General features: G+C 58.3%; 22 protein-coding genes. 21 read left to right on the forward strand and 1 reads right to left on the reverse strand.

Annotation, left to right across the window (positions count from 1 at the left end):
* The first annotated feature begins 3 nt into the window (after positions 1-3).
* From VRY85_RS09330 to ltrA, 15 genes are all read left to right on the forward strand, one after another.
* A complete protein-coding gene (locus VRY85_RS09330; RefSeq protein WP_414598317.1) occupies positions 4-1,317 on the forward strand; it encodes an extracellular solute-binding protein in 1,314 nt (437 codons plus the stop codon).
* 263 nt (positions 1,318-1,580) lie between these two features.
* Positions 1,581-2,612 (forward strand): TcpQ domain-containing protein, encoded by a 1,032-nt coding sequence (locus tag VRY85_RS09335; RefSeq protein ID WP_414598318.1) that lies wholly within the window; start codon positions 1,581-1,583, stop codon positions 2,610-2,612.
* A complete protein-coding gene (locus VRY85_RS09340; RefSeq protein ID WP_414598319.1) occupies positions 2,609-4,213 on the forward strand; it encodes a hypothetical protein in 1,605 nt (534 codons plus the stop codon). Before VRY85_RS09335 ends, VRY85_RS09340 begins: the two co-directional genes overlap by 4 nt.
* A gap of 4 nt (positions 4,214-4,217) precedes the next feature.
* Positions 4,218-5,561 carry a hypothetical protein gene (locus VRY85_RS09345; protein ID WP_414598320.1) on the forward strand — a complete coding sequence of 448 codons (1,344 nt, stop codon included), beginning with the start codon at positions 4,218-4,220 and terminating at the stop codon, positions 5,559-5,561.
* Positions 5,491-5,952: a hypothetical protein gene (locus VRY85_RS09350; RefSeq protein ID WP_414598321.1), complete on the forward strand. Its 462-nt coding sequence runs from the start codon at positions 5,491-5,493 to the stop codon at positions 5,950-5,952. Before VRY85_RS09345 ends, VRY85_RS09350 begins: the two co-directional genes overlap by 71 nt.
* Complete coding sequence (locus tag VRY85_RS09355) at positions 5,952-7,694, forward strand: GspE/PulE family protein (protein ID WP_414598322.1); 1,743 nt, start codon at positions 5,952-5,954, stop codon at positions 7,692-7,694. The genes VRY85_RS09350 and VRY85_RS09355 overlap by 1 nt, the downstream gene beginning before the upstream one ends.
* Entirely contained in the window at positions 7,691-8,857 is a 1,167-nt protein-coding gene (locus tag VRY85_RS09360; RefSeq protein WP_414598323.1) for a hypothetical protein, read from the forward strand. Before VRY85_RS09355 ends, VRY85_RS09360 begins: the two co-directional genes overlap by 4 nt.
* A 29-nt stretch (positions 8,858-8,886) precedes the next feature.
* Positions 8,887-9,510 carry a pilin gene (locus tag VRY85_RS09365; RefSeq protein WP_414598324.1) on the forward strand — a complete coding sequence of 208 codons (624 nt, stop codon included), beginning with the start codon at positions 8,887-8,889 and terminating at the stop codon, positions 9,508-9,510.
* 4 nt (positions 9,511-9,514) lie between these two features.
* Entirely contained in the window at positions 9,515-10,552 is a 1,038-nt protein-coding gene (locus tag VRY85_RS09370) for a prepilin-type N-terminal cleavage/methylation domain-containing protein (RefSeq protein WP_414598325.1), read from the forward strand.
* Between the two features lie 47 nt (positions 10,553-10,599).
* The gene (gene alaS, locus VRY85_RS09375; protein WP_414598326.1) at positions 10,600-13,236 is read left to right on the forward strand and encodes an alanine--tRNA ligase; all 2,637 of its coding nucleotides are present in this window, start codon (positions 10,600-10,602) and stop codon (positions 13,234-13,236) included.
* The gene (locus VRY85_RS09380) at positions 13,233-13,493 is read left to right on the forward strand and encodes a sulfurtransferase TusA family protein (RefSeq protein WP_414598327.1); all 261 of its coding nucleotides are present in this window, start codon (positions 13,233-13,235) and stop codon (positions 13,491-13,493) included. The genes alaS and VRY85_RS09380 overlap by 4 nt, the downstream gene beginning before the upstream one ends.
* Before the next feature lie 141 nt (positions 13,494-13,634).
* Positions 13,635-13,892 carry a 30S ribosomal protein S16 gene (gene rpsP / locus VRY85_RS09385; RefSeq protein ID WP_414598328.1) on the forward strand — a complete coding sequence of 86 codons (258 nt, stop codon included), beginning with the start codon at positions 13,635-13,637 and terminating at the stop codon, positions 13,890-13,892.
* 23 nt (positions 13,893-13,915) lie between these two features.
* Positions 13,916-14,539, forward strand: coding sequence for a ribosome maturation factor RimM (rimM, locus tag VRY85_RS09390; protein WP_414598329.1), 624 nt, complete (start codon positions 13,916-13,918; stop codon positions 14,537-14,539).
* 20 nt (positions 14,540-14,559) lie between these two features.
* Complete coding sequence (trmD, locus tag VRY85_RS09395) at positions 14,560-15,384, forward strand: tRNA (guanosine(37)-N1)-methyltransferase TrmD (protein ID WP_414598330.1); 825 nt, start codon at positions 14,560-14,562, stop codon at positions 15,382-15,384.
* Positions 15,385-15,827: 443 nt separating this feature from the next.
* Positions 15,828-17,189, forward strand: coding sequence for a group II intron reverse transcriptase/maturase (ltrA, locus tag VRY85_RS09400; protein ID WP_414598416.1), 1,362 nt, complete (start codon positions 15,828-15,830; stop codon positions 17,187-17,189).
* Between the two features lie 141 nt (positions 17,190-17,330).
* Here the strand turns inward: ltrA and VRY85_RS09405 are convergent, their stop codons facing one another.
* Complete coding sequence (locus tag VRY85_RS09405) at positions 17,331-20,210, reverse strand: valine--tRNA ligase (protein ID WP_414598331.1); 2,880 nt, start codon at positions 20,208-20,210, stop codon at positions 17,331-17,333.
* 236 nt (positions 20,211-20,446) lie between these two features.
* On the opposite strand from VRY85_RS09405, the gene ndk reads away from it, so the two are divergent.
* Genes ndk through VRY85_RS09435 form a run of 6 tightly spaced genes read left to right on the forward strand, consistent with a single transcriptional unit; the run spans position 20,447 to position 25,800 of the window.
* Positions 20,447-20,872, forward strand: a complete 426-nt coding sequence (ndk, locus tag VRY85_RS09410) for a nucleoside-diphosphate kinase (protein WP_414598332.1) — start codon at positions 20,447-20,449, stop codon at positions 20,870-20,872.
* Positions 20,873-20,911: 39 nt separating this feature from the next.
* A complete protein-coding gene (rlmN, locus tag VRY85_RS09415) occupies positions 20,912-22,066 on the forward strand; it encodes a 23S rRNA (adenine(2503)-C(2))-methyltransferase RlmN (RefSeq protein ID WP_414598333.1) in 1,155 nt (384 codons plus the stop codon).
* The gene (locus VRY85_RS09420; protein WP_414598334.1) at positions 22,063-22,587 is read left to right on the forward strand and encodes a helix-turn-helix domain-containing protein; all 525 of its coding nucleotides are present in this window, start codon (positions 22,063-22,065) and stop codon (positions 22,585-22,587) included. Before rlmN ends, VRY85_RS09420 begins: the two co-directional genes overlap by 4 nt.
* Positions 22,580-23,878 carry a flavodoxin-dependent (E)-4-hydroxy-3-methylbut-2-enyl-diphosphate synthase gene (gene ispG, locus VRY85_RS09425; RefSeq protein WP_414598335.1) on the forward strand — a complete coding sequence of 433 codons (1,299 nt, stop codon included), beginning with the start codon at positions 22,580-22,582 and terminating at the stop codon, positions 23,876-23,878. The genes VRY85_RS09420 and ispG overlap by 8 nt, the downstream gene beginning before the upstream one ends.
* Positions 23,875-25,164 (forward strand): histidine--tRNA ligase, encoded by a 1,290-nt coding sequence (gene hisS, locus VRY85_RS09430; RefSeq protein ID WP_414598336.1) that lies wholly within the window; start codon positions 23,875-23,877, stop codon positions 25,162-25,164. The genes ispG and hisS overlap by 4 nt, the downstream gene beginning before the upstream one ends.
* Entirely contained in the window at positions 25,165-25,800 is a 636-nt protein-coding gene (locus VRY85_RS09435) for a YfgM family protein (RefSeq protein ID WP_414598337.1), read from the forward strand. It begins immediately after the preceding gene.

The raw sequence follows: 25,800 nt of genomic DNA on the forward strand, positions 1-25,800 counted from the left end.
GTTATGAATCGATCAAGGTTTGCACGCACCACTAAGTCGGCGCGCGTTTTCGCGTGGGCGTCCGCCACGGTGGCCACCATGATGGCTTTTGGCGCATCGGCAGCCACCGATATTCGGGTCTGGCACGCTTTGAGCCCGCACAATGCCAAAGTTTTTGAGGAGCAGGTCAAGGCATTCAACCGTTCGCAAGACGATGTCAGAGTCCGCCTCAAGGTGTTCAACTCCACCACTGAGCTCGAGCGCGCCATCGAAAGCGCTGAAAAACGCGACGACAAACCGCATATTGCCCAGCTTGAAGAAAACCGTGCGCCCGAAGCCGGTGCGCGTTCCTTTGTCCAGCCTTTACATGCTTTGCTGGCGCATCATCCCATCCCGAACGCCACCTGGTTTTCGAGTGGCAACAATGCCTTCGCGCGTGACGGCAAAGGCCGGTTGCTGGCTTTCCCGTACATGGCTGAAGTGCCAGTCATGTATTACAACATCGACGCCTTCAAGCGGGCGGGTCTTGATCCCAAACCGGAGCGTTCCTGGAGCGGTTTGCAAGATCAATTGGTCACGCTGGCAAATAATGGTTCGCGCCGTTGCCCGCTCACCAGCGATCAACCCGTTTCTATCAACCTTGAGAACCTGGCCGCCGTCAATAAGCAGCCCTATACCTCTGAAGGCAATGGCTTGAAAGGGCGCGGTACGCCCGCCTTCATGTTCGATGTTATGTATGTCAGGCATCTGTCCATGATGATCAGCTGGGTTCGTTCCGAACTCATGGTCAAGCCCGAATTCAACGAAGTCGCTACACAGCGTTTCGCTAATGGCGAATGCGCCGTGCTGCTGTCGGTTTCGGGAAATCTGGGCGAGTTCCGTGCTGCATCTAAACTGGATTTCGGGGTGACGGGCCTGCCGTACTACCCTGAAGTGACTTCACAGCCGGGCAACCCCTTCATGTCGGGTTCGGCCCTGTGGGTGATTGCGGGTCAGTCCAAAGAAGCCGACAAGGCCAGCGCATCCTTCCTGGCGTTTCTGGCAGACCCCAAACGGGCGGCCAAGTGGCACCAGGAAACCGGCTATCTTCCTCTGACCAAACAGGCTCTGGAAGAAACCGGCAGTACTTATTACAAGAATCTTGATCAATGGTCGACCATGGTAGCTGCGCACGCAGACTCCGCTGATGACACAGCACGCGGTTTCCGTGTCAAGAATTACCTGGAAATCCGCGATATGTTCCACCAGCAACTGACGCAGGCGCTTGCAGGCAACCAGCCGGCTATGACTACGCTTAAAACCGCCAGCACGGAAGCAGGCAAAATCATGAAGCGCTAAAAACACTGGAGCGAGCAACGTACCCCATCGCCCACCAGTCAGCAGATTTGTTGGCGTTGCGATAGTCGTGCTTATCTTCTTGAAACCCGGAATCACAGATCACTGATTCCGGGTTTTTCTTTTTTCCAGGTGGACGAATCCGCCCATCTGATCAAAAAATCTGTTCGTATATCTCGGTCTGGCGGCTCTGAACAGCCATTGGCATGATTTCGTCGTATGCCGGTTTTGGCTGTTATCACAAACTTTCATACAGATGCCAGGCCATGATTCTCGTCCGTCTTCTTATTCCGTTTTTTTTCATTCTGTCCGGCTGTGCGGGGCCGGAAGCGGGTTATGGGCCGGTCGGCTGGCCCTGGCCATTTTCTCCTCCTGGCCAGTCCGGCCGTTCTGCACCCATGGGAGCCGGCGGAGGCTATGCGCAATTCAGTTTTGATTGGCAACTGACAGGCGACCCTGAAATCATGCCGGTGCAAGTATTTGATGACGGCACATCGATGTGGCTGCAGTTTCAGCCCGAAGGCGCTTGGCCGGCCGTATTTGATGCCACCGCCGCCGGGTGGCGGCCGCTGACCTATCGGCGCGAGCCGCCCTATATGGTGGTTGACGGTGTTTATGAGCACCTGGAGTTACGCGGAGGGCATTTACGTGGCAGCATCAGCAGGAAGGGAAAAACCGTATCTACAGCTATGCCTTCCGCTGTGGCGGCTTCTTCAGCAATGCCGCCGCCGATGGCAGCGCAGCCTAGCGAGGCTGGCTACGCGGGGCAGCATTTCTCTGTGCCAGACTCGGAACAGACCTCCAGGTCTAGCAAAGAGGATGGGCAGGGCCTAGCTCACAGCCTAGCGATGACCATCCCCAAGGCGGTTGAAGTTAGCTCCTCGCCTGCTGACGGAACGGAACTTTACCCGGATTGGGCGGCGGTACCCGGTACCGAGGTCTCGACGGTCGCACAGGCCGCACAGGTTGCAGACGGGGCTGCCAGCTATTTGGGTGCGCCAATTCATCGCTACACCGTCAGCCCTGCCGATCAAACCATCAGGCAAGCCCTCGGGCGCTGGGCCGAGGGAGCCGGCTGGACATTCACGTCTGAGCACTGGGCGGTCGATGTGGATATCCCCCTGGTGGGAGCAGCCAGTTTTGAAACCGATTTCAAATCGGCGGTGCGCGAGCTGTTGGCTGCCACTGAGCTGGGTGATCGCCCATTGCAGCCGTGTTTCTATTCCAACCGTGTTTTGCGGGTAGTCCCCTACGCACAGGCATGTGATCGCCGTTCCGGCCGGGGGGCAGTGTCATGAACAACCACTGTAAAACAGGGCTGTCGCGTGTTGTGGTGCTGGCCGCGCTGGCAGGCTCATCGTCTGGGTGTGCATTGAATGAGCGCATGATAGAAATCGGCCAGGCCATCAAGGCGGCTGGGGAACGCATTGAAGCGGCGCACGAAAGCTTTACCGCTGCATCCGAGGCGCAACGCCATCGTGCCGCCCAAGATGTGGATCAGCCCTGGCTGGCAGGAAAATCACAGCCTTTGGCCCGTGAGGTCACCCTGCCAATGGCTTTGCGGGCCAATGTAGACACAACTTTACTGTTTGTTGGCGGCCCCGCGCCCCTGCCCGTTCTGGCGCAGCGCATCACCCGGGCAACGGGCATTCCTGTACACGTGCGGCCTGAAAGCCTGCTGCCGCTCGAAGCTTTCGTTTCGCGGCTGGGCCTGGGCGCAGGAGTGCAGCCTGCTTATTTAGCTGATAGCACCGTGAGTCTTGATGGGGGGCCCGAGCCCTTGGCGCATACGCTTGACCGTATTGGTGCTCGTTTGGGTGTCAGGTGGCGTTACCAAGATGAACGCATAGAGTTCTACCGAACCGAAACGCGTGCTTTTGATGTTCGCTTACTGACTTTGCAGGCCGCCGCAGATGCTTCTCTGGGTTTGCAGGAGACTTCCTCCCGTGAAGGTTTTTCAAGTACATCCCGCACTGAGCTGACTTTGCTCCGGCATGATCCGCTCGCATCTGTCAAAGCTCGGGTTGAGCCATTCCTATCGCGCGCTGGTTCGGTGGTGGCAGAGCCCGGAGCGTCAGCCATGCTGGTGGTCACAGACACTCCTGAAGTGTTGCGTGACGTGGCCGCATTTATTGAGCGTGAGAATCGCGCCCTGACACGCCGAGTACGCCTGCTGTTCGAAGAGCTTACCGTGCTGATCGAGGATGGCGCTGAAGCCGGAATTGATTGGAATATTGTGTTTACGGGCGCTCGGGCTGCTGCGGCTACGAGTATGGCGGGTGTGTCGTCGCCAGATGCGGGTGCACTCAGCGTGGGGGTGACAGATGGCCGCTTTCTCGGCAGCGAGCTTCTGGTTAAAGCTTTGGGTAAGGTGGGGCATGTGGTGCGACGCAACAGCCTGCCGGTGCTGACATTGAATCGTCGTCCCGTTACGCATGCGGTCCGTACCACTTTTTCTTATATAGACAAAGTAGAGACTGTTACCCAGCACACCAACTTTGATACTGCATTACCTTCCGTGTCGGTCAGTCAGCGCGAGGAAACCGTGGGTTCGCTGATTACTCTCATGCCTGACGCACAGGAAGATGGCCAGGTACTCCTGTCGGTGGCGTATGACAACACAGTGGCACAACCCTTGAAGTCTGTGACTTTCGGAGACGGTGACAACCCGCTGCAATTACAGCAGATCACGATTGACGGTAACGGCACGGTACAGCAGGTAGCGCTCATGCCTGGGCAGCCCCTGGTGATTTCCGGCTTTGACCGCAGCCGCCAGGAAACTGAAGCGCGACGACTGAACCCTGGTCTGCCGCTCGCCCTAGGGGGTAGCGATCGTGCGGGCAGCCAGCGGCTGACCACCATCATGGTGGTTACCGCTCATGTGGAAGAAGGGTTCTAAAGTTATGGGAGGATCTTCTCGCACAACGCTTGAGCGCCATGGAGTCAGCCTGGCTTTTGGTCTGGAATGGTTCCCCTTATTGGGTAATCACCCGCAGAATCAGGCGCGCGCGCTGGCGCGACGCCAAGGCGCCAGTCATTACGTAGTGGCGGCGGGGGCAGCGGCTTCGGCCGGGCTGTGGCGCGCAAGCTCCAAGATTCGTGGTTCACAACGCTGTTGTAGTGCTGCCGCAGTGTTGGCGGGCCTGCACCCTCGCGGAACCGTTGCCTTCATTCTTCCGTTGTCAGTCAACAGGCAATGGGTGGTAGCTGTGCATGAGGGCGCAGTCATGACGCGCACTGACCAGTTGTATGACGACCAGGCCGGCGCGCATCAGGCGCTTCAATTATTGCGGCAGGCTCACCCTGGCCTGATGGTGCATGATGAAAACCAAACGCAATCCGGGCTATTGGACACGCTTTTCAAAGCGGCCCAAGAAGGGGGCGAACTGGTGCGCAGCCGGCGGCTGTCGCCCAAGGGCTCAGCAGGCCTGTTACTGATCGGCCTGCTGGCGCTGGTTGCTGTGTGGCGCCCAGGCAGTGATTGGCCGGGCCGCAGGCAGCCCGGCGCTGATGCCCATACTGTCGACCCTCATCAAGCATGGCAGGAAGCCATGGCGTCCACGGCGCAGCGTCATCTTGTGCATGGGGTGGGCGGCTTGCAGACGCTGCTCAATGCTTTATATACGGTACCCGCTTATCTGTCTGGTTGGCTGCTCACACAAGTGGAATGCTGGCCTCAGGACACCGACTGGCAATGTCGGGCAAATTACCGGCGTGATGAAGCAGGGGATAATCAGAGCTTGCAGGATGCCGCTCTGCCAGGTTGGACGCTGTCGTTCGACCCCATGCAAGGCGCTGTGGCCGCCTGGTCTGTTCCCATGCAGGCCTTGCCGCTGGGAGTTGTGCGGTTACAAGGCTCACGTCATAACGAAATTCACCTTGTCAGCGCTGTGCAGGCCATGCTGCCCGCATTTTCAGAGTTTCGTCTCGAGGCGCCCGAACCCTTGCCGGTGGCCGCACCGCTGGATGCGCAGCAACGCCCAGTTCCGCGCTCGCCCGGCATCGTCGGTTATCAGAGACGATCAATTCATTTGCAGGCGCCGCTGCGCTCGCTCAGCCTGCTGTTGCCGGAAACTCAGCACATGAGTTGGCAGCGAGTCGTGTTGCAGGTGGCAGTGATGGATCATCCTTCATTGCGGGCCAGTGGCTTGAGTATTTCATTGTCCGGAGTGCTCTATGAAATCGATACCCCCCATTCTGTTGTGCCTTCCTTTGTTAATCGTGGCCTCGATGGCGCGGGCAGCTGATCCGGTGGGTGCGCAGGAGCATGCTTTTATTACCGTGCGTGAACTGATGCGCCTAGAAGGAGAACAGGCGCTGGCGGCAGCGCGTCAGCGGCGGGGCCAAGGGGCAATTGGCGAAAACAGTGCGCCCATGGGGACAGCCGTTATCAGTGGCGTCTCAGAAGGCGGGGATGCGCTTCAGTTGATTGGCATTTACGGCGTGGGCAAGCGTTTGTTTGCGGAAGTGCGCAGTGGCTCGCAAGCCTGGGTGTTCATGAAAGGGCAAAGCCTTCCTGTTGGGCATACCGCAGGTGCGGCAACCTACCAGCTTCGAGAAGTGGCGGGCGCTTGTGTGCGGCTGGAGCACCAGGGAGTGGAAACCGTTCTGTGTCTGCCGCGAGGGGGGAAGCAATAATGTTGAAGCGATTAGCAGGGTGGCGGTCAGCCGCGTATCGGGATACGACTTCGGTGCTGAGTGTTCGCGACGTCTGCGAGCTGCCTCGTTATGCGGCAGCCAGCGCTGGCACCTTACCCGATACGGAAGCTTTGTTGAATCTCAAGCCGGCGCTCCGGCGTTCATTAAGTACCCAGTTTGGTGTAGAAGGATTGGCTGCGCGCTTGTGTCCGGTCGAGCTGGAAGATGGTTCTGCGGCCATCTTTGCGCTGGCCGAGCATGTTGGAAGTGATCAGGCCGATGAGCTGGCGCGGCGCCTCAAACAGGCGGGCTATCTCATGGCGGAACCTGCCAGGTATGTGTTGAATGCCAGCCTGTTGCTGGCGGTGGCTCGTGATGCGTTTCGTACTTCAGCTGGCTTGGTGGAGGCTGTGGATGGGCGGGGTGCGTTGGCTGAGGCCTTTCACGAATTGGTCGAATGGGGTGTGGTGAACCGCGCCAGCGATCTGCATTTGAATGTCAATCTGCGCGAGCCGGAATCCGAGGTGAAGTACACCTTGTGTGGCCGCTACGTGGCGCCCGAGTGTTTCCGACGCATGCCGACACGCATGTTAATGGAAATGCTAGCAGTTGCTTGGATGGATATTTCCGGTGGAAACGGCGCCGTATTTGATCCGGGCATTGAGCAACAAGGCAGTCTTTCACGTACTTATGCTGGTCGTGAAGTTATGTTGCGCTGGGCTTCAATGGCCTCTGAAACAGGGCCCAGCGTGTGCTTGCGCCTGCTGGAAAAGAACCTGCTAGCCAATATTCCCCCGCTTGAGTCTTTGGGCTACCCACCCGCGCAGATTGCGTTGCTGGAACAGGCTTTGTGCTCAGGAGGCGGGGCGGTAGTGTTTGCCGGCACAGTGGGGTCGGGGAAGTCTACAACGCTGGCTTCTCTGATTGCGCGACTGCCGGCGGACCGCAAGGTCGTCACAATAGAAGACCCTGTGGAATACACCATTCCTGGTGCCATACAGAACTCCATAGCCAGACGGCTGGACACTGACGCTCATGCGGCGTTTGCCACCAAACTGCGGGCGCTCAAGCGATCTGCCATGAGTGATGTGCTGCTGGGGGAAGTCCGCGATCGGGAAACAGGACTGGCTTTTATGGATCTGGCCGGTTCGGGCGTCAATCTCTACACCACGGTGCATGCACCTTCGGCAGTTTTTATCCCTGAACGTCTGGCATCTGATTTCATCGGTGTCTCACGCGACTTCCTCGCCATGCCGGGCACACTGAAGCTTCTGGTGTGGCAGGCCTTGCTTCCCAAATTGTGCGATTGCGCCATGCCTATGTTGCCTGCGGTGCGCCGCAACCCTCGTCTTCAACAGCGTTTGGAATTCTTGAGCGTTGTTTTTCCAGGGCCTGTAGAAGGGTTGCGCCTGCGCAACCCGCATGGCTGTCCGGCTTGTCGCGTACAAGGGCTGTCTGAGCTCTATGGTTATCAAGGCCGTTCGGTGGCGGCGGAAATGATTGAGCCGCGTTCGCATCCCCAATGGCTGGAATGGGTGAGGGAGCGTGGTCGAGGAGGGTTTCCTGTGCCTGTACGCAGTGCCATGGCCAGCGCTATGGACGCCGCCTACAGGGGTTGGTTTGATCCGGCAGACATCGAACAGCATTTCCATCCGTTTTCGGTCGAGGCGCGGCTGCGCGCCGGCGCCAACCTTGCGTCCGGCGCCGTTGCCGCCGGAGGTGTAGCGGCGGGGCAGGCATGAGAGCACTACAAAGTAAGCGAGGGGCGGCTCCACGTCGGCAACCTGGTTCGCACAGGGCTTCACTTTTCTGGCAGGACCTTCAGCTTGCGCTGGATGCATGGCGTTTTAATCAAGGCAGGCGAGCGTACTACGACTACCTGGCGGCCTTGTTGCGCGGAGCAGCCGGAGCACGCACGCTTAAACAAATATTTGCGGCTGACGCGCGGCGCTACGGTGTTGATACCCCACGCGGGCGTTTATCACACCGCTGGCTCAGCCTGTTTCAGGCCGCCGGCGGAGATCTCTACGCGACTTGGTCCGGTGTGTTCCCGGTGACTGAGCTGGCGGTATTGCGCAGTGCCCAAGAACAGGGCAACGAGACTTTGATCGACACTCTGGGGGAACTGTCTCGAGTGTTGAAAGTGTTGGAATCGGCTAGAGCGATTCTGCGGGCCTCGTTGCTGACCGCCGTTGTCGCAGTCATGGTGATGGTGGCGACTCTCTTGGCCGTTCCTGGATTTACAGTGCCGCGCCTGCGAACCAGCTTCGAAGTCATCCCTCCTGAATACTACGGGGGCGCTATCCGTTCGTTGTTCGAGTTCTCCAACATGATTGAGCGGGTATGGCCTTGGGTGCTTCCCGCGTTGGTGCTGGCTTTGTGGTTGCTGCTGCAATCGTTTGGCAAATACGTTGGTTACTTGCGCCGGTATATGGATGCGCTAGGCCCTTGGCGCGTCTACAGGCAGGTGCATGCGCTGCGCTTTCTCGCTTTGTTGGCCGTTGCTCTGGGGCGTGGAGGTCACGGATCTACGCGTTTACGCATGGCGCTGTCGGTCCAGGTGCTTGGGGCTACGCCCTGGATGTCTATGCATGTGGAGTCCATGTTGAGCCGGATTGATTCCGGCAGGACAGGCGCGTCAGTTTTTGACACAGGCTTGCTTGACCCGCCTCAGCTTTGGTTCCTTGATGACATGGTTGCGGCGGCAGGCTTGGTTGAAGGCCTGCGGCATTGCAGCGCCTGGGTAGAAAACCATGTTCTGGGAACAATCGCCAGGCAGGCGGGGGTCATGCGGTGGTGTCTGCTGCTTTCCGCCGTGGCAGGGGTGTTGTCGGTGGCATTGTGGCACTACGCCGCAATTGATGATTTGCGTCGTGGGCTGGCTCTGTTCCATGCCAGTCAGTAGATCTTCCTAACAACCAGAAGGAGTGTTCTATGTTTATACAAAGTGTATTTAATGAGGGGCGTCGGCAAGAAGGCCCGATGAACAAGCCCGAGCACGATAAAGCCTGTCATGAGCAAGCAGGGTTTTCGCTGGTGGAAATCTCCGTTGTCATGGCGATTGTGTTGTTGCTGGCCATCATCGCCATTCCAACCGTCAGAAGCTATGTGATTGAAAGTAAGGTTCCCAGAGTGGGCGAAGAGTTGGCCCGTTTTGTACTCCATGCCAAAGTCAACGCTTCCGACGGCAGCGCTACGCCGTACAGCAGCATAGGTACGGCTAACCTGGCCAATATGCTGCGGGATTCCGGCATTTTTTCTATTACCGGCAGCGGTGGCGCTGCTACGGTGCGGCACGGCCTGGGCTCCAGTGGTGAAGTCAGCGTTGCGCAGGCGGATGCCGGGGCGGCTTTCACCCTGACACTGTCTGATGTTCACCACGCGGCTTGTCCGTCCATCGCATCCGTTCTGCAGCGTCTGGCCGACAGCGTCACCTTGACGCCTCAAGGCGGGGCGATGGCGGTGATCAAGGACGCCGGTACGTATTACAGCGCGGTGGAAACCGAATTGCGCTGTAGTCAGGGCGATAGCAACACCTTTGTCTTTAAAGTGAGCTGATGTCATGTGGCGCCAATGTGGTGGCGAGCATCAACAAGGCTATGCCTTGATAGAACTCGCTCTGGCCTTATTGATCGCGGCCTTGCTGGCTGCCTGGGGCACTCAGGCTCTAGTGAATCGGTTGAATGATGCACAAGCTCATGCCGCTGCCGTCTGGATGGAAACGGTACACAAGGCGGTAATGGCATATGTGCGGCTGCATGGTCCAGAAATCCAGGCAGCCGCCACTACCGATGCACTGGCCGCGCACGGCTATCAGGATTGGCGCCGGCCCTCACTAGCTGAACTGACACAAACAGGTTTGCTGGCATCGGGCCTGCCGCATACAACGCGGCTCACTGGTGCTGCGCGTGTGAATGTCTGGCGCCGCGGAGAATGCCCGGCCGATCCGTGTATTGTCGAAGCCTTGATCCATGGAGACCGGCCTGTATTGAGCACCGCGACAGGCGCTCCCGATGCAGCGATGATGGCTCAATGGCTGCTGGCGACGCAAGGCAAGGGTGGGGCGGTTCATGATAATGAGCCCAGTCGTATTCGAGGAGCCACCTTCGCATTCGACAGCCCCTTGCCGGATGGTGTGGAACTCCCTCCCGGCACCGTCGGCATGGCGGTGACAGCCGAACAGCAAGCACTGTGGAGTTTTCTGCGAGTGGGTGACCGCCGCGACCCGGATTTTCAAGGGGGCTTATCGGTGGCCGGGACAGTGCGTGCCGACGCAGATGCCAGCGTAGCAGGCCAGCTTGTCATAGGGGCTGAAGTCTATGAAGGTGATACCTGCATGCCTGACAAGGCCATTGCCCACAATGTGCAGGGTGGGCTGCTGGTTTGTCAGTGGGGCCGGTGGCGCTCGACCGGTAGGGCGGGCGGCGGCTTTAGCTATAACAGCCTTTATAAGTGCAAGACCCCAGAAGGGATCAGTACGGCAAACCCCGTAACAGGGGACTGTTCGTGCCCTTGGTACGCCGCTGCATTGCGCATCTACGACAGTGGGCCACAACCCACGGGGCAGGGGAGACAGACCGCCTTCCTGTGTGTCGGGTGATCATGCGTATAATGAACGGTTACGTATGGATCAAGCGCAACGCTGCAATGAAGACCTCTGAAATACGCCAGAAATTTTTGTCTTTTTTTGAGTCGAAAGGGCACCAGATCGTTCCCTCTTCTTCACTCGTGCCGGGTAATGACCCGACCTTGCTGTTTACCAATGCAGGCATGGTGCAGTTCAAGGATGTTTTCACAGGAGCGGAAACCCGCCCCTATATGCGCGCCACGACCTCCCAGCGTTGCGTCCGTGCAGGTGGCAAACACAATGACCTTGAAAACGTTGGCTACACGGCGCGTCATCACACGTTTTTCGAGATGCTGGGCAACTTCAGCTTCGGCGATTACTTCAAACGTGAAGCCATTCAGTATGCTTGGGAACTCCTTACCCAAGTCTACAAGTTACCCTCCGAAAAACTCTGGGTAACGGTCTACCACGAAGACGACGAAGCCTACGATATCTGGGCCAAAGAGATAGGCGTGCCTGAGTCCCGCATCATCCGTATCGGCGATAACAAGGGTGGGCGCTACGCCTCTGACAACTTCTGGCAGATGGCTGATACCGGCCCTTGCGGCCCCTGTTCGGAAATTTTCTACGATCACGGCCCGGATGTTTGGGGTGGCCCACCGGGTTCGCCTGAAGAAGACGGCGATCGCTATATCGAAGTCTGGAATCTGGTCTTCATGCAGTTCAACCGCGACGCCAGTGGCCATATGGAACCGCTGCCCCGGCCTTGCGTTGACACGGGCATGGGCTTGGAGCGTATTGCCGCTGTATTGCAGCATGTCCATTCCAATTACGAGATCGACCTCTTTCGCAACTTGATCGCTGCAGCAGCGCGTGAAACCGGCACGACCAATCTCCAGGAAAACTCCCTGAAGGTGATTGCCGATCATATCCGCGCCTGCGGGTTTCTCATTGTGGATGGGGTGATCCCCAGCAATGAAGGTCGTGGCTATGTGTTGCGCCGAATTGTGCGCCGCGCGTTGCGGCATGGTCACAAGCTCGGTCAACCGCGCCCCTTCTTCCACCGCTTGGTTGCAGACCTGGTGGCCGAGATGGGCGAGGCGTACCCTGAGCTGGCCAAACAGCAGGCGCGCGTTGAACAGGTGTTGCGTCAGGAAGAAGAACGCTTTATTGAAACGCTTGAGCACGGCATGAGGATTCTCGAGTCCGCTCTGGCCGACGTTCCGGAGCAGGGCGTTCTCGACGGCCAGACACTGTTCACGCTGTACGACACCTATGGTTTCCCGCTAGACCTGACAGCTGATATCTGCCGTGAGCGCAATATTGGCATCGACCAGGAAGGCTTTGACGCCGCCATGCAAAAACAGCGCGAACAGGCGCGTGCTGCCGGCAAGTTCAAGGCAACTGACGGCCTGAGCTACCAGGGTGACGAAACCCGTTTTCAGGGCTATGAAACCCTTCAGGCAGATGGCCGTGTCACGGCTTTGTATGTCAATGGGACTTCCGTTGAGGCGGTTCAGGCGGGGCAGCAGGCTATTGTGGTGCTTGATACCACCCCCTTTTATGCAGAATCCGGCGGCCAGGTAGGCGACAACGGTGTGTTGTCCGCTGCCGGCATGCGCTTCCAGGTGGAAGACACGCAAAAAATTCAAGCCAATGTATTTGGTCATCACGGTCAACTGCAGGAAGGCGAACTGCGTGTCGGCGATACGGTTCAAGCCCAGGTAGATGCCGTGCATCGCCGCGATACCGTGCGCAACCACTCAGCGACCCACCTTATGCACAAAGCTTTGCGCGAGGTGCTGGGCAGCCATGTGCAACAGCGTGGTTCCCTGGTTGATGCCGAGAAAACGCGCTTCGACTTTGCTCATGACGCGCCCATGACGCACGATCAAATCGCTGCGGTTGAACGGATTGTCAATGACGAAATCCTTCAAAACCGTGCGACTCAGGCCCAATACATGGGCTACGACGAAGCTGTACAAGGCGGTGCTGTGGCGCTGTTCGGCGAAAAGTACGGCGACGAAGTCCGCGTGCTGGATATCGGCTCTTCGCGTGAGCTGTGCGGGGGAACGCACGTAGAACGTACGGGCGACATTGGCCTGTTCAAAATCGTTTCCGAAGGTGGCGTGGCAGCGGGGGTAAGGCGCGTCGAAGCCATAACCGGCGCAAATGCACTTGCCTGGGTTCAACAGGTCAACGACACCTTGTTGCAGGCTGCGGCATCCGTCAAATCGCAACCTGCTGAACTGGTGGATCGCATCGGCCTGTTGCAATCGCAGCTAAGATCCCTGGAACGAGAACTTGAGCAGCTCAAAAGCAAACAGGCGGCTTCCGTTGGCAGCAATCTGGCTGACCAAGCGGTGGCTCTGGGCGATGGGGCCAAGCTTCTGGTTGCTACAGTAAGCGGTACAGAGCCCAAGGCGCTGCGCGGTATGGTCGATCAACTGAAAGACAAGCTCAAGTCGGCGGTGGTGCTGCTGGCCACGGCCAGCGACGACAAAATCAGCTTAGTCGCTGGCGTCACCCCCGATCTTGTCGACCGTGTAAAAGCGGGCGAACTCGTTGGCATGGTTGCCGGCCAGGTGGGCGGCAAGGGCGGCGGGCGCCCCGATATGGCCATGGGCGGCGGCAGTGATGTTGCGGCGCTGGCAGCAGCCACAGCAAGTGTTGAGGCCTGGGTACGTGAGCGGCTCGGGCAGCAGGTTCAGGCATGACAGCGCAATCCGGTACGAGTGGCGATTTGCCCGTCGCTGCAACTGAAGTCGATGCATCGGGCCTGAAATGCCCGCTGCCCATTTTGCGCGCCAAAAAGGCGCTTGCGCAAATGGAATCCGGCGCGGTGCTGAAGGTGATTACCACCGACCCTCATGCCGAACGCGATTTTCAGGCGTTTTGCAAGCAAACCGGCAACGAGTTGCTGGCTCAAGCCGGGCAGGGTGATGCTGTCTGGCACTTTTTGCGGCGCCGTTAGGCGCTGCGCAACAGCCCGGGCGGCCCGGGCTGTTGTAAGTTTTTAAATCGACATGGCTTTACATTGCTTGCCCCGTTGCTTACGGGCCGAGATCAATGTTAGAATGCTCTGTTTTTCATAACCCCTATTCAAAGGATTACCATGGTTGTAATTCGTCTGGCCCGCGGCGGCTCGAAAAAGCGCCCTTTCTACAATGTTGTTGCAGCCGATTCGCGTAATCGCCGTGATGGCCGTTTCATCGAGCGCCTGGGCTTTTACAACCCCGTAGGCAAGGAAGGCGTAGAAAATCTGCGTCTGGCACAAGATCGTGTCAACTACTGGATCGAAAACGGCGCTCAGCTGTCGCCTGCCGTTGCACGTCTGGTCAAAGAGTACAACGCTGCCCAAACTGCAGCCTGATTTCTTGCTCGCACTGGGCAAGTATGTCACGTTCTGAAGACGGCGCTACGGCAGTTGTTCCGCAAGACCTGGTTGAGCTCGGTCGCATATCCGGGGCTTACGGGGTAAGGGGTTGGGTCAAAATCCAGCCCCATGTGGCAGGCTCGGCGGTTTTGCTGAAATCCCGCACTTGGTGGTTGCGTCGCCCCGTTTCGCCTGCTCAAACGGTTGATGCCTCTTCGGCTTGGCCGGTTGAGGTGACCAAAAGTCGTACTCAGGGCAGCACCATTGTGGGCAGCTTGCAAGGTATAGCGGATCGCACACAGGCGGAAAAACTGCGTGGGTGTACGGTCTGGGTGCCAAGGTCGGCATTTCCCGCTGCGGCCGACAACGAATACTACTGGGTCGATCTCATCGGCTGCGTGATTTACGGCGAACAAGACGGTGTCGGCGCTTTGCTGGGCACTGTAGACGCCGTAATGGACAACGGCGCCCATTCGGTATTGCGGGTCAGGCGGCAGACGCTTGACGAGCAGGGTGAGGTTCAGCCCATGCTGGATGCAAAAGGCAGGCAGCTTGAAACGCTTGTGCCTTTTGTGGAAGCTCATGTCCATACGGTTGATCTCGCCAACCGTCGCCTCGATAGTAACTGGCCGGTCGACTTCTGATCCCCAGTTTTGGGGCATCCATGCGCATCGATATCATTTCCCTGTTTCCTGAAATGTTTTCCGTCGTCGGAGAGCTTGGCGTGACAGGGCGCGCTCAGCGACTAGGCCTGTGGTCCATGCATGTCTGGAATCCACGCGACTACACTCACGATGTGCATCGCACGGTGGACGACCGCCCCTACGGAGGCGGGCCGGGCATGGTGATGCTGGCAGAGCCTCTGGAAAAAGCGCTTGATAATGCTCTGGCGGCCAGAGCGTCGGCCGGCGCTATTTCCGTAGCGAGCAGCCACTCTCAGCAGGTTTCGCACACCGAAACCGGGACAGACACCCCAGTCATCCTAATGAGCCCGGCAGGGCAGCGCTTTGATCAGCATATGGCACAGCAACTGGCCGATAGTCCGGGGGCTGTGTTTGTCTGTGGGCGTTACGAAGGCCTGGACCAACGTTTTATCGACCGCCGCGTCACGCATGAAATCTCTCTCGGTGATTTTGTGCTTTCAGGCGGAGAAATTGCTGCGATGGCTTGCATCGACGCTGCTGTGCGACTGTTGCCTGGCGCGCTGAACGACGACGACTCTGCCCGGCAAGACTCGTTTAATGAAGCGACCAGCGGCTTGCTGGACAGCCCTCATTACACCCGCCCGGAAGTCCATCATGGCCTGGAGGTGCCGGGTATTCTGCGTTCCGGCCATCATGCCAATATCTCGGCTTGGCGCCGTGAGCAATCTCTTGCACTGACCGCCGCGCGCCGTCCTGATCTGATTGAGCAGGCGCGCCGTGCAGGCCGCCTGAGTAAAAAGGATGAAGCCTTCCTGCGTTCGCTAGGGGCGGATAAGAGCGAGTAAAAAAAGAGCGTCCAAAGACGCTCTTGTTGTTGTGCGCCCAGCATGGGCGCACTCCTGCGGGTGCAAGTCCCGCCATGAGTTGATCACAGCGAATGAAGTGAAGCGCAACTGCGTGAGGGCGACTGAGCGTGGGAAGGAAGCGTGGAGCATAAGCTGCGAGCCGAGGAACACGAATCGGATAGAAGGCGTTGCCAAGCAGGGCGAGCGGGCAACAAACCGTGAAGCTCTCGTGATCAAGGTGAGGTGGCGTAAATCCGGCGGTTGTGCAGTGAAGGAGTGTGTTCTTACCTGGGGAACCCTCGCCTTGAGCCTGAAAGGGTAACGGTGTCGAGCCGGAGCGAGGACTCAGCAGAGGTCATAGTAGTCGTCGAACGCGCGTGCCGGGAAGGCTGAGGGCGAGACGGCGAAGGACCGAACGAGAAGGAGTATGTCTCGACATGACGATGCAACTCGTACTGCCTCAGATGTCCACGTCAGTGGAGCGGGTGGGCGTAGCCAACGGTGAAGCCGTGGGTGAGCCTGCTAGCGAGGAAATGAATGGCCCGCGTCATGGCAATGAGCGTACAGGGTCAGCGCTGCTGCGAGTGGCGTTGACGAGAGAGAACCTGCAAGCCGCATTCAAACGAGTACGAGCCAATAAGGGTGCCGCTGGAGTGGACGGTTTGGACATTGACCAGACTTCCCGCTACTTGGTGACAGCCTGGCCTGGCATTCGCGAAGAATTGCTTGCAGGGACGTACCGGCCCAGCCCGGTACGACGGGTGATGATTCCGAAGCCTGACGGCAGCCAGCGCGAGCTGGGTATCCCGACGGTGACGGATCGACTGATCCAGCAGGCACTGCTGCAAGTGCTGCAGCCCCTGCTTGACCCCACCTTCAGCGAGCATAGCTACGGCTTCCGGCCCGGGCGTCGTGCGCATGATGCGGTACTTGCCGCGCAGTCGTACGTGCAATCCGGTCGCGGTATCGTGGTGGATGTGGACTTAGAAAAGTTCTTCGACCGGGTCAACCACGACATTCTGATCGACCGCTTACAGAAACGCATTCCTGATGCCGGAGTCATCCGGCTGATTCGAGCGTACCTGAACTGCGGCATTCTGGATGGCGGTGTGACCATTGAACGGTATGAGGGCACGCCGCAAGGCGGGCCGCTCTCGCCGTTGCTGGCCAACGTAATGCTTGATGAGGTGGATAAGGAACTGGAGCGCCGGGGCCATTGCTTCGTCCGTTACGCCGATGACTGCAACGTGTATGTTCACAGTCTGCGGGCGGGCGAACGGGTGATGGGACTCTTGCGGCGGCTATACGCTCGACTGCGGTTGAAGGTCAATGAGACCAAAAGCGCCGTCGCCAGTGTGTTTACCGATCGCAAATTCCTTGGCTACAGCTTCTGGTTGTCCCAGGGTCAAGTTAAGCGGGCAGTGGCCTTCAAGGCCCAAGCCACGTTTAGGCAACGTGTCCGGCAACTGACACGTCGCTCGGGCGGGCGCAGCCTGCAGCAGGTTGTGGACAGACTGCGTTCCTACATGTTGGGGTGGAAAGGCTACTTCCGGTTGTCGCAAACTCCGGGAGTCTGGCGAACGCTGGACGAATGGATACGCCACCGACTCAGGGCAATCCAGCTTAAGCAATGGAGACGCAGTGCCACGATCTACCGTGAGCTACGGGCCTTGGGTGCGCCGCAGTGGGTGGCTCAGAAGGTCGCGGGAAACTCGCGGTGCTGGTGGCGCAACAGCGCGAAGGCACTTAATGGTGTCCTAACACTGGCCTACTTCGACCGCCTGGGGCTGCCTCGACTCTCCTGACCTCAACTTCTCGAACCGCCCGGTGCGGACCCGCATGCCGGGTGGTGTGGCAGGGGCGCAGTTCAGATGAACTGCCCCCTATGCCGGTTCCCTGTTTTGAAACCCTGCGCCCGGAAAAAGGCGCAGGGTTTATTCGTCAGGTCAGGCTGTTGGAAGTTTTTCCAGTTGCTCACGCACCTTGGCGAGGGTTTCGCCAAATTGTGCGACGCGGGTTTTTTCCTGTTCCACGACCTTGGCGGGAGCGCGCTGTACAAAGCTTTCGTTCGATAGCTTTGCCTGGGCCTTGGCGATCTCGCCTTCCAGGCGCTGGATTTCTTTGTTCAGGCGAGCGCGTTCAGCCTCAACGTCGATCTCTACATGCAACATGAGCTCTGTCGTGCCCACGATCTGTACAGGCGCGCCCAGTTGCGGCAGGGCATCGACGATTTCAATTTCTGAAAGTTTGGCCAGCGCCTTCAGGTATTCGCTATTGCAGCCCAGCACTTCCTTGTCGCCGCGTGCGATCAGCGGTACGCGTTGTGCGGGGGAGAGATTCATTTCGCCACGCAGCGCCCGAACGGCTTCAACCTGAGCCTTGAGTTCCGCAACCTGTGCTTCGGCGGTGGCGTCGATGGCCTCGGGGTTGCTGCGGGGATAGGGCTGAACACTGATGCTGGTGTTTTCGTTTGCGGCACGTTTGCCGGCGACGATCGACACTTTCTGCCAGAGTTCTTCCGTGATGAAGGGAATAATGGGGTGCGCCAAGCGCAATACCGCCTCCAGTACACGGATCAGCGTACGGCGGGTACCCAGCTGTTGTGCAGGGTTGCCTTGCTGCAGCTGCACCTTAGCCAGTTCCACATACCAGTCGCAGTATTCGTCCCATGCAAAGTGGTAGATAGCGTTGGCGATGTTGTCGAAACGGAAGTCCTCAAAGCCGCGCTCGACATCCGCCTCAAGGCGTTGCAATTGACTGATGATCCAGCGGTCGGCGAAGGATGTCTCGGCCGTCACCGTTACGCCGTCAATGACCAGCGTTTCTTCTGTTAGGGCATGGCCTTCGGTGTTCATCAAAACGTAGCGGGTAGCGTTCCACAGCTTATTGCAGAAGTTGCGGTAGCCTTCGCAGCGCTTGAGGTCGAAGTTAATGTTGCGCCCCAGGGTGGCGTAAGCAGCCATGGTAAAGCGCAAAGCGTCGGTGCCGTAGGCGGGAATGCCGTCGGGGTAGTCCTTGCGGGTTCGCTTACGAATGCTTTCCGCTTGCTTGGGGTTCATCAGGCCGGTGGTGCGCTTTGTGAGAAGCGTGTCGATATCAATGCCATCGATGAGGTCGACCGGGTCAATGGTGTTGCCCCTGGATTTGCTCATCTTCTTGCCTTCCATATCGCATACCAAGCCGTGCACATAGACATCGCGGAAGGGAACTTTGCCAGTCATGTGCATGCTCATCATGACCATGCGGGCAACCCAGAAGAAGATGATGTCAAAGCCGGTGACTAGAACGCTGGAAGGCAAGTAGCGTTCTAGTTCGGCGGTGTTCTCAGGCCAGCCAAGATCGGTGAACGGTACCAAGGCCGAAGAAAACCAGGTATCGAGAACATCCTCGTCGCGGCGCAGTGGCCCGGTCACACCTGCAGCAGCGGCTTTCTCAAGGGCTTCTGCCTCGTTCCGAGCGACAAAAATGCGACCATCTTCAGCATACCAAGCCGGAATTTGGTGACCCCACCATAATTGGCGGGAAATACACCAATCCTGAATATTGTTCAGCCACTGGTTGTAGGTGTTGGTCCAGTTTTCGGGGTGGAAACGAATGCGGCCGTCGGCTACGACTTCAAGCGCAACGTCCGTAATGCTTTTCCCGGGATGGAGCGAACCCTCGGGGGCGGGTTTGCTCATGGCGACAAACCACTGGTCGGTCAGCATGGGCTCAATCACCGTGTTGGTACGGTCGCCGCGCGGCACCATGAGCTTGTGGGGCTTGACGCTTTGCAGCAAGCCTTGTGCTTCTAGATCTGCAACGATTTTCTTGCGGGCCTCGAAGCGGTCCAGGCCCTGGTAGGCGGCGGGCGCATTCTCGTTAATGCGTGCGTCCAGGGTAAGAATGTTGATGTTTTCCAGATTGTGGCGCTGGCCGACCGCGTTGTCATTGAAGTCGTGCGCAGGCGTGACTTTCACCACGCCGGTGCCGAACTCGCGGTCAACGTAGTCGTCTGCAATGATGGGGATTTCGCAGTTAACCAGCGGCAATACGACGGTTTTGCCGATAAGGTGAGCATAGCGCTCGTCTTCCGGGTGCACCATGACGGCGACGTCACCCAGCATGGTTTCGGGGCGGGTGGTGGCAACAACCAATGCATCCAGCCCGCCTTCGGGCTGGCTGAGTGGGTAGCGGATTTCCCACATGTGGCCGTCTTCTTCCTCGCTCACAACTTCCAGGTCGGATACCGCCGTGCCCAAAACAGGGTCCCAATTGACAAGCCGTTTTCCACGGTAGATCAGGCCCTGTTCGTAGAGACGGGTGAAAACTTCCGCGACGCCGCGCGACAGGTTTTCATCCATGGTGAAGTATTCCATGCTCCAGTCGCAGGAAGCGCCCAGGCGCCGGAACTGACTGGTGATCGCGCCGCCGGATTTTTCTTTCCATTCCCAGACCTTTTCCACGAATTTTTCGCGGCCAAGGTCGTGGCGAGTAATGTTCTGCGCGTCAAGCTGGCGCTCAACCACGATTTGTGTGGCAATGCCTGCGTGATCGGTGCCGGGTATCAATGCTGTGTCGTCGCCGCGCATGCGGTGGTAACGCGCCAGGCCGTCCATGATGGTCTGATTGAAGGCATGCCCCATGTGCAGGGTGCCGGTGACGTTGGGCGGCGGAAACTGTATGGCGAAAGGGCGGCTGTCGTGGCCGGGCAAGGGCTCGACATGGCGTCCTGCCTGGAAATAGCCGCTTTTTTCCCAGTGCGCATACCAGCGCGATTCAATTTCCTGGGGTTCAAAACTCTTGGAAAGAAGGTCGGAAGAAGTCTGTTCTGATTGGGTGGTCATGGTTTAATGATGGCTGGCGCAGTCGCGACTGCAGGAGACGGTCGCCTTTTTGTGCATTTAAGCATTCTATGCGTCGGAAACCGTCTATTTTATGATGGAGTGGCGCGCCCGGGGCGTGTTAAAATGCCCGGTTATCGTGAAAAGGCCCGAAGTGATTGTTTTCATTCAGGAATCCGCTTTTATCACGAATCCTTCGCAGCTTTGCAACCCATTAGATCAACAGTAACGGAATTTAAATGGCTATTGAACGCACCCTTTCCATCATCAAGCCCGATGCAGTCGCTAAAAACGTGATCGGCCAGATCGTCAGCCGCTTTGAACAGGCTGGCCTGACCATCGCTGCTGCGCGCCTGATGCAGCTTTCGCGTGCCGATGCTGAGCGTTTCTATGCAGTTCACAAAGAGCGTCCTTTCTTCAAGGATCTGGTCGATTTCATGGTTTCCGGTCCTGTGTTCGTGCAAGTGCTGGAAGGTGAGAACGCCATCGCCAAGAATCGCGAACTCATGGGCGCCACCGACCCCAAGAAGGCTGAGCCCGGCACCATTCGCGCCGACTTCGCCGACAGCATCGACGCCAATGCCGTGCACGGCTCCGACGCCCCTGAAACCGCTGCGGTGGAAATTGCTTTCTTCTTCCCTGAAAGCAACATCCACAGCCGCTAATACGGCTAAGCGCCGAAACTGCTTGCCGCTTTGAACGATATGCCTACCGTTATCGCCCGCCACAATTTGTTGGGAATGGACACCGCTGCGCTGACAGAACTCGTCGCGCAGTGGGGCGGCAAGCCGTTTCGCGCCAAGCAGCTCCAGCGCTGGGTACACCAGCGCGGCGTCAGCAATTTTGACGATATGACGGATCTCGCCCGCGACTTTCGTCAAACATTGCACAAACACTGCGAAGTTTCCGTCCCGCCCGTATCCACTGAACACCATTCCGCCGATGGCACGCGCAAATGGTTGTTTGATGTCGGAATGGGCAACGCCGTGGAAGCGGTTTTTATTCCTGAAGACGATCGCGGTACGCTTTGTATTTCCAGTCAGGCCGGCTGCACCGTGGCCTGCCCATTCTGTTCCACCGGTTACCAAGGCTTTAATCGCAATCTCACAACGGCGGAAATCATCGGCCAGTTGTGGCATGCGCGTCGTGAGCTGCAACGCGATATCACCGCAGCACGCCTGCCGGGCAGCGAGCCAGCAGCGCCTGAGCGCGTGGTTAGTAATGTGGTCATGATGGGCATGGGCGAGCCTTTGCTGAATTACGACCAAGTGCTGGCAGCCCTGCGTTTGATGCTGGACGATAACGCTTATGGTTTGTCTCGCCGTCGTGTAACGGTTTCCACATCGGGCGTTGTTCCCATCATGGATAGGCTGGCACGCGACTGTCCTGTTGCGCTGGCCGTGTCTTTGCACGCGCCTAACGATGAACTGCGCGATCGCCTAGTACCGCTGAACCGGAAACACCCATTGCGCGAACTGCTCGATGCCTGCAATCGCTATCTTGAGCATGCGCCGCGCGACTTCATTACATTCGAATACATCATGCTCGATGGCATCAACGATGCCGACGAGCATGCCAGGCAGCTGATAGAGATAGCGCGCCAAGTACGCTGCAAGTTCAACCTGATTCCATTCAACCCCTTTCCTCAGTCGGGCCTGAAGCGTTCGTCGCAGGCCAGGGTGCGGCTGTTCGCTCAGATCCTCATGGATGCCGGGGTAGTGACCACCGTGCGCAAGACACGCGGCGACGACATCGCAGCGGCTTGTGGTCAGTTGGCCGGCGACGTCAAGGACAGAACCCGCATCGAACAGCGCTTGCCTAATCGGGCCGCCATAGACATCACCCAGGAGCATGGATGACTGATCCCTTGCTGAAAGAAGAAAAACAACACGATGTCCCTCTTACAGCGGCGCTTCATGAGTCGGCGGGTGTCGGGATAACGCTGCGCACCTTGCGCGAATCGCAACGCATCTCGCTGAACGAGGCCTCGCAACGCCTGAAATTTTCAGTTCGCCAGATCGAGGCGTTGGAAGCAGAGGTATGGGACAACCTGCCCTCAGGGGTGTCGCTAAGGGGGTTCGTGCGCAACTACGCCCGCTACCTCGGCGCCGATGTTGATTCCATATTGGTTCTGCTGGACAATCAGGTCGGGCCAACCGCCCCTCCCAGCGTCATAACGGCGCCAGGCGTAGCGGCGCCTTCGGTGGCGGGCGATGCCGAATTGCCCACCACGGCCGAGACGCCTCAGCGTTCTTGGGGGTGGTTCTTCATTATTGTGGCCATTTTGGTTATTGCGGCCTTTTACGCCGTTGACCGGGGCTGGGTGCCTGAATCATGGCTGATTTTCGATTGGCTCAAGACCATTGCCAACAATGAATGACACTGAAAGCCGGGAAGCTCTGCCTTCCTCCGTGGGCGCCGCAGACAAGCGGCTGACGCGCCGTGCCGCCGTCCGTTGGGGCGAGCGGGTGGTGCATATTGGCGGCGATGCGCCGGTGGTGGTGCAGTCCATGACCAACACCGATACCGCTGACGCCATAGCCACCGCCATACAGGTTAAAGAACTGGTCACAGCGGGTTCCGAAATTGTGCGTATCACCGTGAATACGCCTGAAGCCGCCGAGGCAGTGCCTGCTATTCGTGAACAGTTAGACCGCATGGGCGTCGATACGCCCTTAGTCGGTGACTTTCACTTCAATGGCCACAAGCTACTGACACAATTCCCGGAATGCGCCCAGGCGCTTTCCAAATATCGCATCAACCCAGGCAATGTGGGTGGGGGCAAGCGGCGCGAAGATAACTTCGCTCAGATGATAGAGGTCGCCTGCCGCCACCAAAAGCCCGTGCGTATCGGGGTGAACTGGGGCAGCTTGGATCACGAGCTAATGGCCCGCATGATGGATGAAAACAGCCGCAGGGCCCAGCCATGGGAAGCGGCCGCCGTCATGCGTGAGGCCCTGGTGACATCGGCCATTGATAACGCCCGTCGGGCTGAAGCGCTCGGGCTGGCGCCCGACGCCATCATTCTGTCCTGCAAGGTCAGCCACGTACAAGATCTCATCACGGTGTATCGCGATCTTTCCGCTCGCTGCGATTACCCGCTGCACTTGGGGCTGACCGAGGCAGGCATGGGCAGCAAAGGGATTGTGGCCTCGACGGCTGCATTGGCTGTGCTGCTACAAGAAGGCATTGGCGACACCATTCGTATATCGCTCACGCCGGAACCCGGTGGCGATCGTACTCGCGAAGTCATCGTGGCTCAGGAGATCCTGCAAAGCATGGGTCTGCGGGCCTTTACGCCCATGGTGGTGGCGTGCCCGGGTTGTGGTCGTACCAGCAGCACATTCTTCCAGGAATTGGCCGACAGTATTCAATCGTATTTGCGTCGCCAGATGCCTGTTTGGAAGGGCCGCTACCCTGGTGTGGAAAGCATGAACGTAGCCGTCATGGGCTGCGTTGTGAATGGCCCGGGAGAAAGCCGCCATGCCGATATCGGTATCAGTCTGCCCGGCACGGGTGAAGTGCCTGCCGCACCGGTGTTTATTGACGGTGAGCGCAGCGTTACCCTCAAAGGCGACACCATCGCCCAAGAATTCCAGCAGATTGTCGAGGAATACGTCGAGCGCCGTTACGGCCTTGGCGCTACCGTTGAGAACCAAGCAGATTCATGACCCAGCAGTTTGAAAAAGTACGTGCCCTGACGGGCATGAAGGACATCCTGCCCCACGAAAGTGCGGCTTGGGAAACCCTCGAAGCCATTGTGCGTGATTGGTTGGCATCCTACGGCTATCGCAATATGCGCACGCCTGTTCTGGAACAGACCCGTCTTTTCGCTCGCGGCATTGGTGAAGTCACTGATATTGTCGAGAAAGAGATGTACTCCTTTCGCGATGCGCTCAATGACGAGCAACTGACTATGCGGCCCGAGTTCACGGCCGGCATGGTGCGCGCCACCATCGAACATAATCTGCTCTACGATCGCCCTCAGCGCGTGTACTGCATGGGGCCGGTGTTCCGGCACGAGCGCCCGCAGCGTGGTCGCTACCGGCAGTTTCATCAGATTGACGTTGAAGCGCTGGGCTTTGCCGGGCCGGATGTGGATGCCGAGCTCATCATCATGCTGGCGCGCCTCTGGAAGCGTTTGGGTTTGCAAGACATCCGTCTGGAGCTCAACTCACTAGGCCAGCAGGAAGAACGCGCGGCGCATCGCCAAGCCTTGGTAGAACACCTTGAAAAGCATATTGATGTGCTTGATGAAGAGGCGAAGCGGCGCATGTACACCAATCCGTTGCGTGTGCTCGACACCAAGAATCCGGCCATGCAGGACATGGCCAACCAAGCGCCGCGACTGTTCGATTTCCTCGGGCCGGAATCTCTGGCGCATTTTGAAGGGGTCTGCGCGCGCTTAAAGGATGCAGGCATTGAGTACACGCTTAACCCGCGTCTGGTTCGTGGTCTGGATTACTACAACCTGACTGTGTTTGAGTGGGTGACTGATCGTCTTGGGGCGCAAGGCACCGTATGCGGCGGAGGTCGCTACGACGGCTTACTGGAGCTTCTTGGCGGCAAGCCCGCACCGGCAGTGGGCTTTGCCATCGGGATGGAGCGCCTGTTGGATCTCTGGCAGCAGTCCGAGGCTGAAATCAAGGCGTCTGAGTGCGATATTTATGTCATTCACCAGGGCGACGAGGCTCAGCGCCGCGCCGCTTTGCTGGCAGAAACTCTGCGTGATGAAGGTTACCGCGTGTTGGTGCATGCCGGCTCAACAGGTTTTAAATCTCAATTTAAACGGGCGGATGCCAGCGGCGCTTCGGTGGCGTTGATCATCGGTCCGGACGAACTGGCAGCTGGTCATGCCAGCGTCAAATGGCTGCGTCAGCAAGAAGGCGACACACGTGCTCAGCAAGAGATGCTGGCGTTTGACGCGATCGCCGCAACACTCAAGACGAGGATGTAAATGGCATACGATCTAGAAGAACAGGAAAAACTCGATGCGCTGCGGGCCTGGTGGGAGCGTCATGGCACCACAGTCGCCGTGGCCGTATTTGTCATCGTTGCAGCCATAGTCGGCTGGCGAGGCTGGCAATGGTACCAAGGGCATCAGGCCAACCAGGCTATGGGGTACTTTGAAGCCTTGCAGGCAGCAGCCACTCAAGGTGGTGATGACTCCGTCGCCCGTATTCAGGCCGCTAGCGACACCCTGCGCAATAAATTTGCCGATTCTGGTTATAGCTCGCGAGGTGCGCTTGTAGCAGCTGCGGCGTTAGCTGAGAAAGGGCAGCTCGATGCCGCGCGTGAGCAATTGCAATGGCTGGCGCAGCGCGGCAAAGAGCCCGCGTTGGCTGCGCTGGCCAAGCTGCGTCTGGCAGGCTTGCTGCTTGAGCAGCAGCAGTACGATCAGGCGCTTGCACAACTGGCTGAAACACCAGCAGGTTTTGAAGGTCTTTACGCTGATCGCCGTGGCGATGTGCTGCTGGCTCAGGGTAAGATCGAAGAGGCGCGCGCCGAATGGCAGCGCGCTTTGAATGCGTTCGGCGCTGATCCGATCGCCCAAATTGTCCAACTCAAGATCGATGCCATCGCCGGAGCCTGA

The sequence above is a fragment of the Achromobacter sp. F4_2707 genome (assembly GCF_047501535.1).
In the GTDB taxonomy this organism is placed as follows: Bacteria; Pseudomonadota; Gammaproteobacteria; order Burkholderiales; family Burkholderiaceae_B; genus Yanghanlia.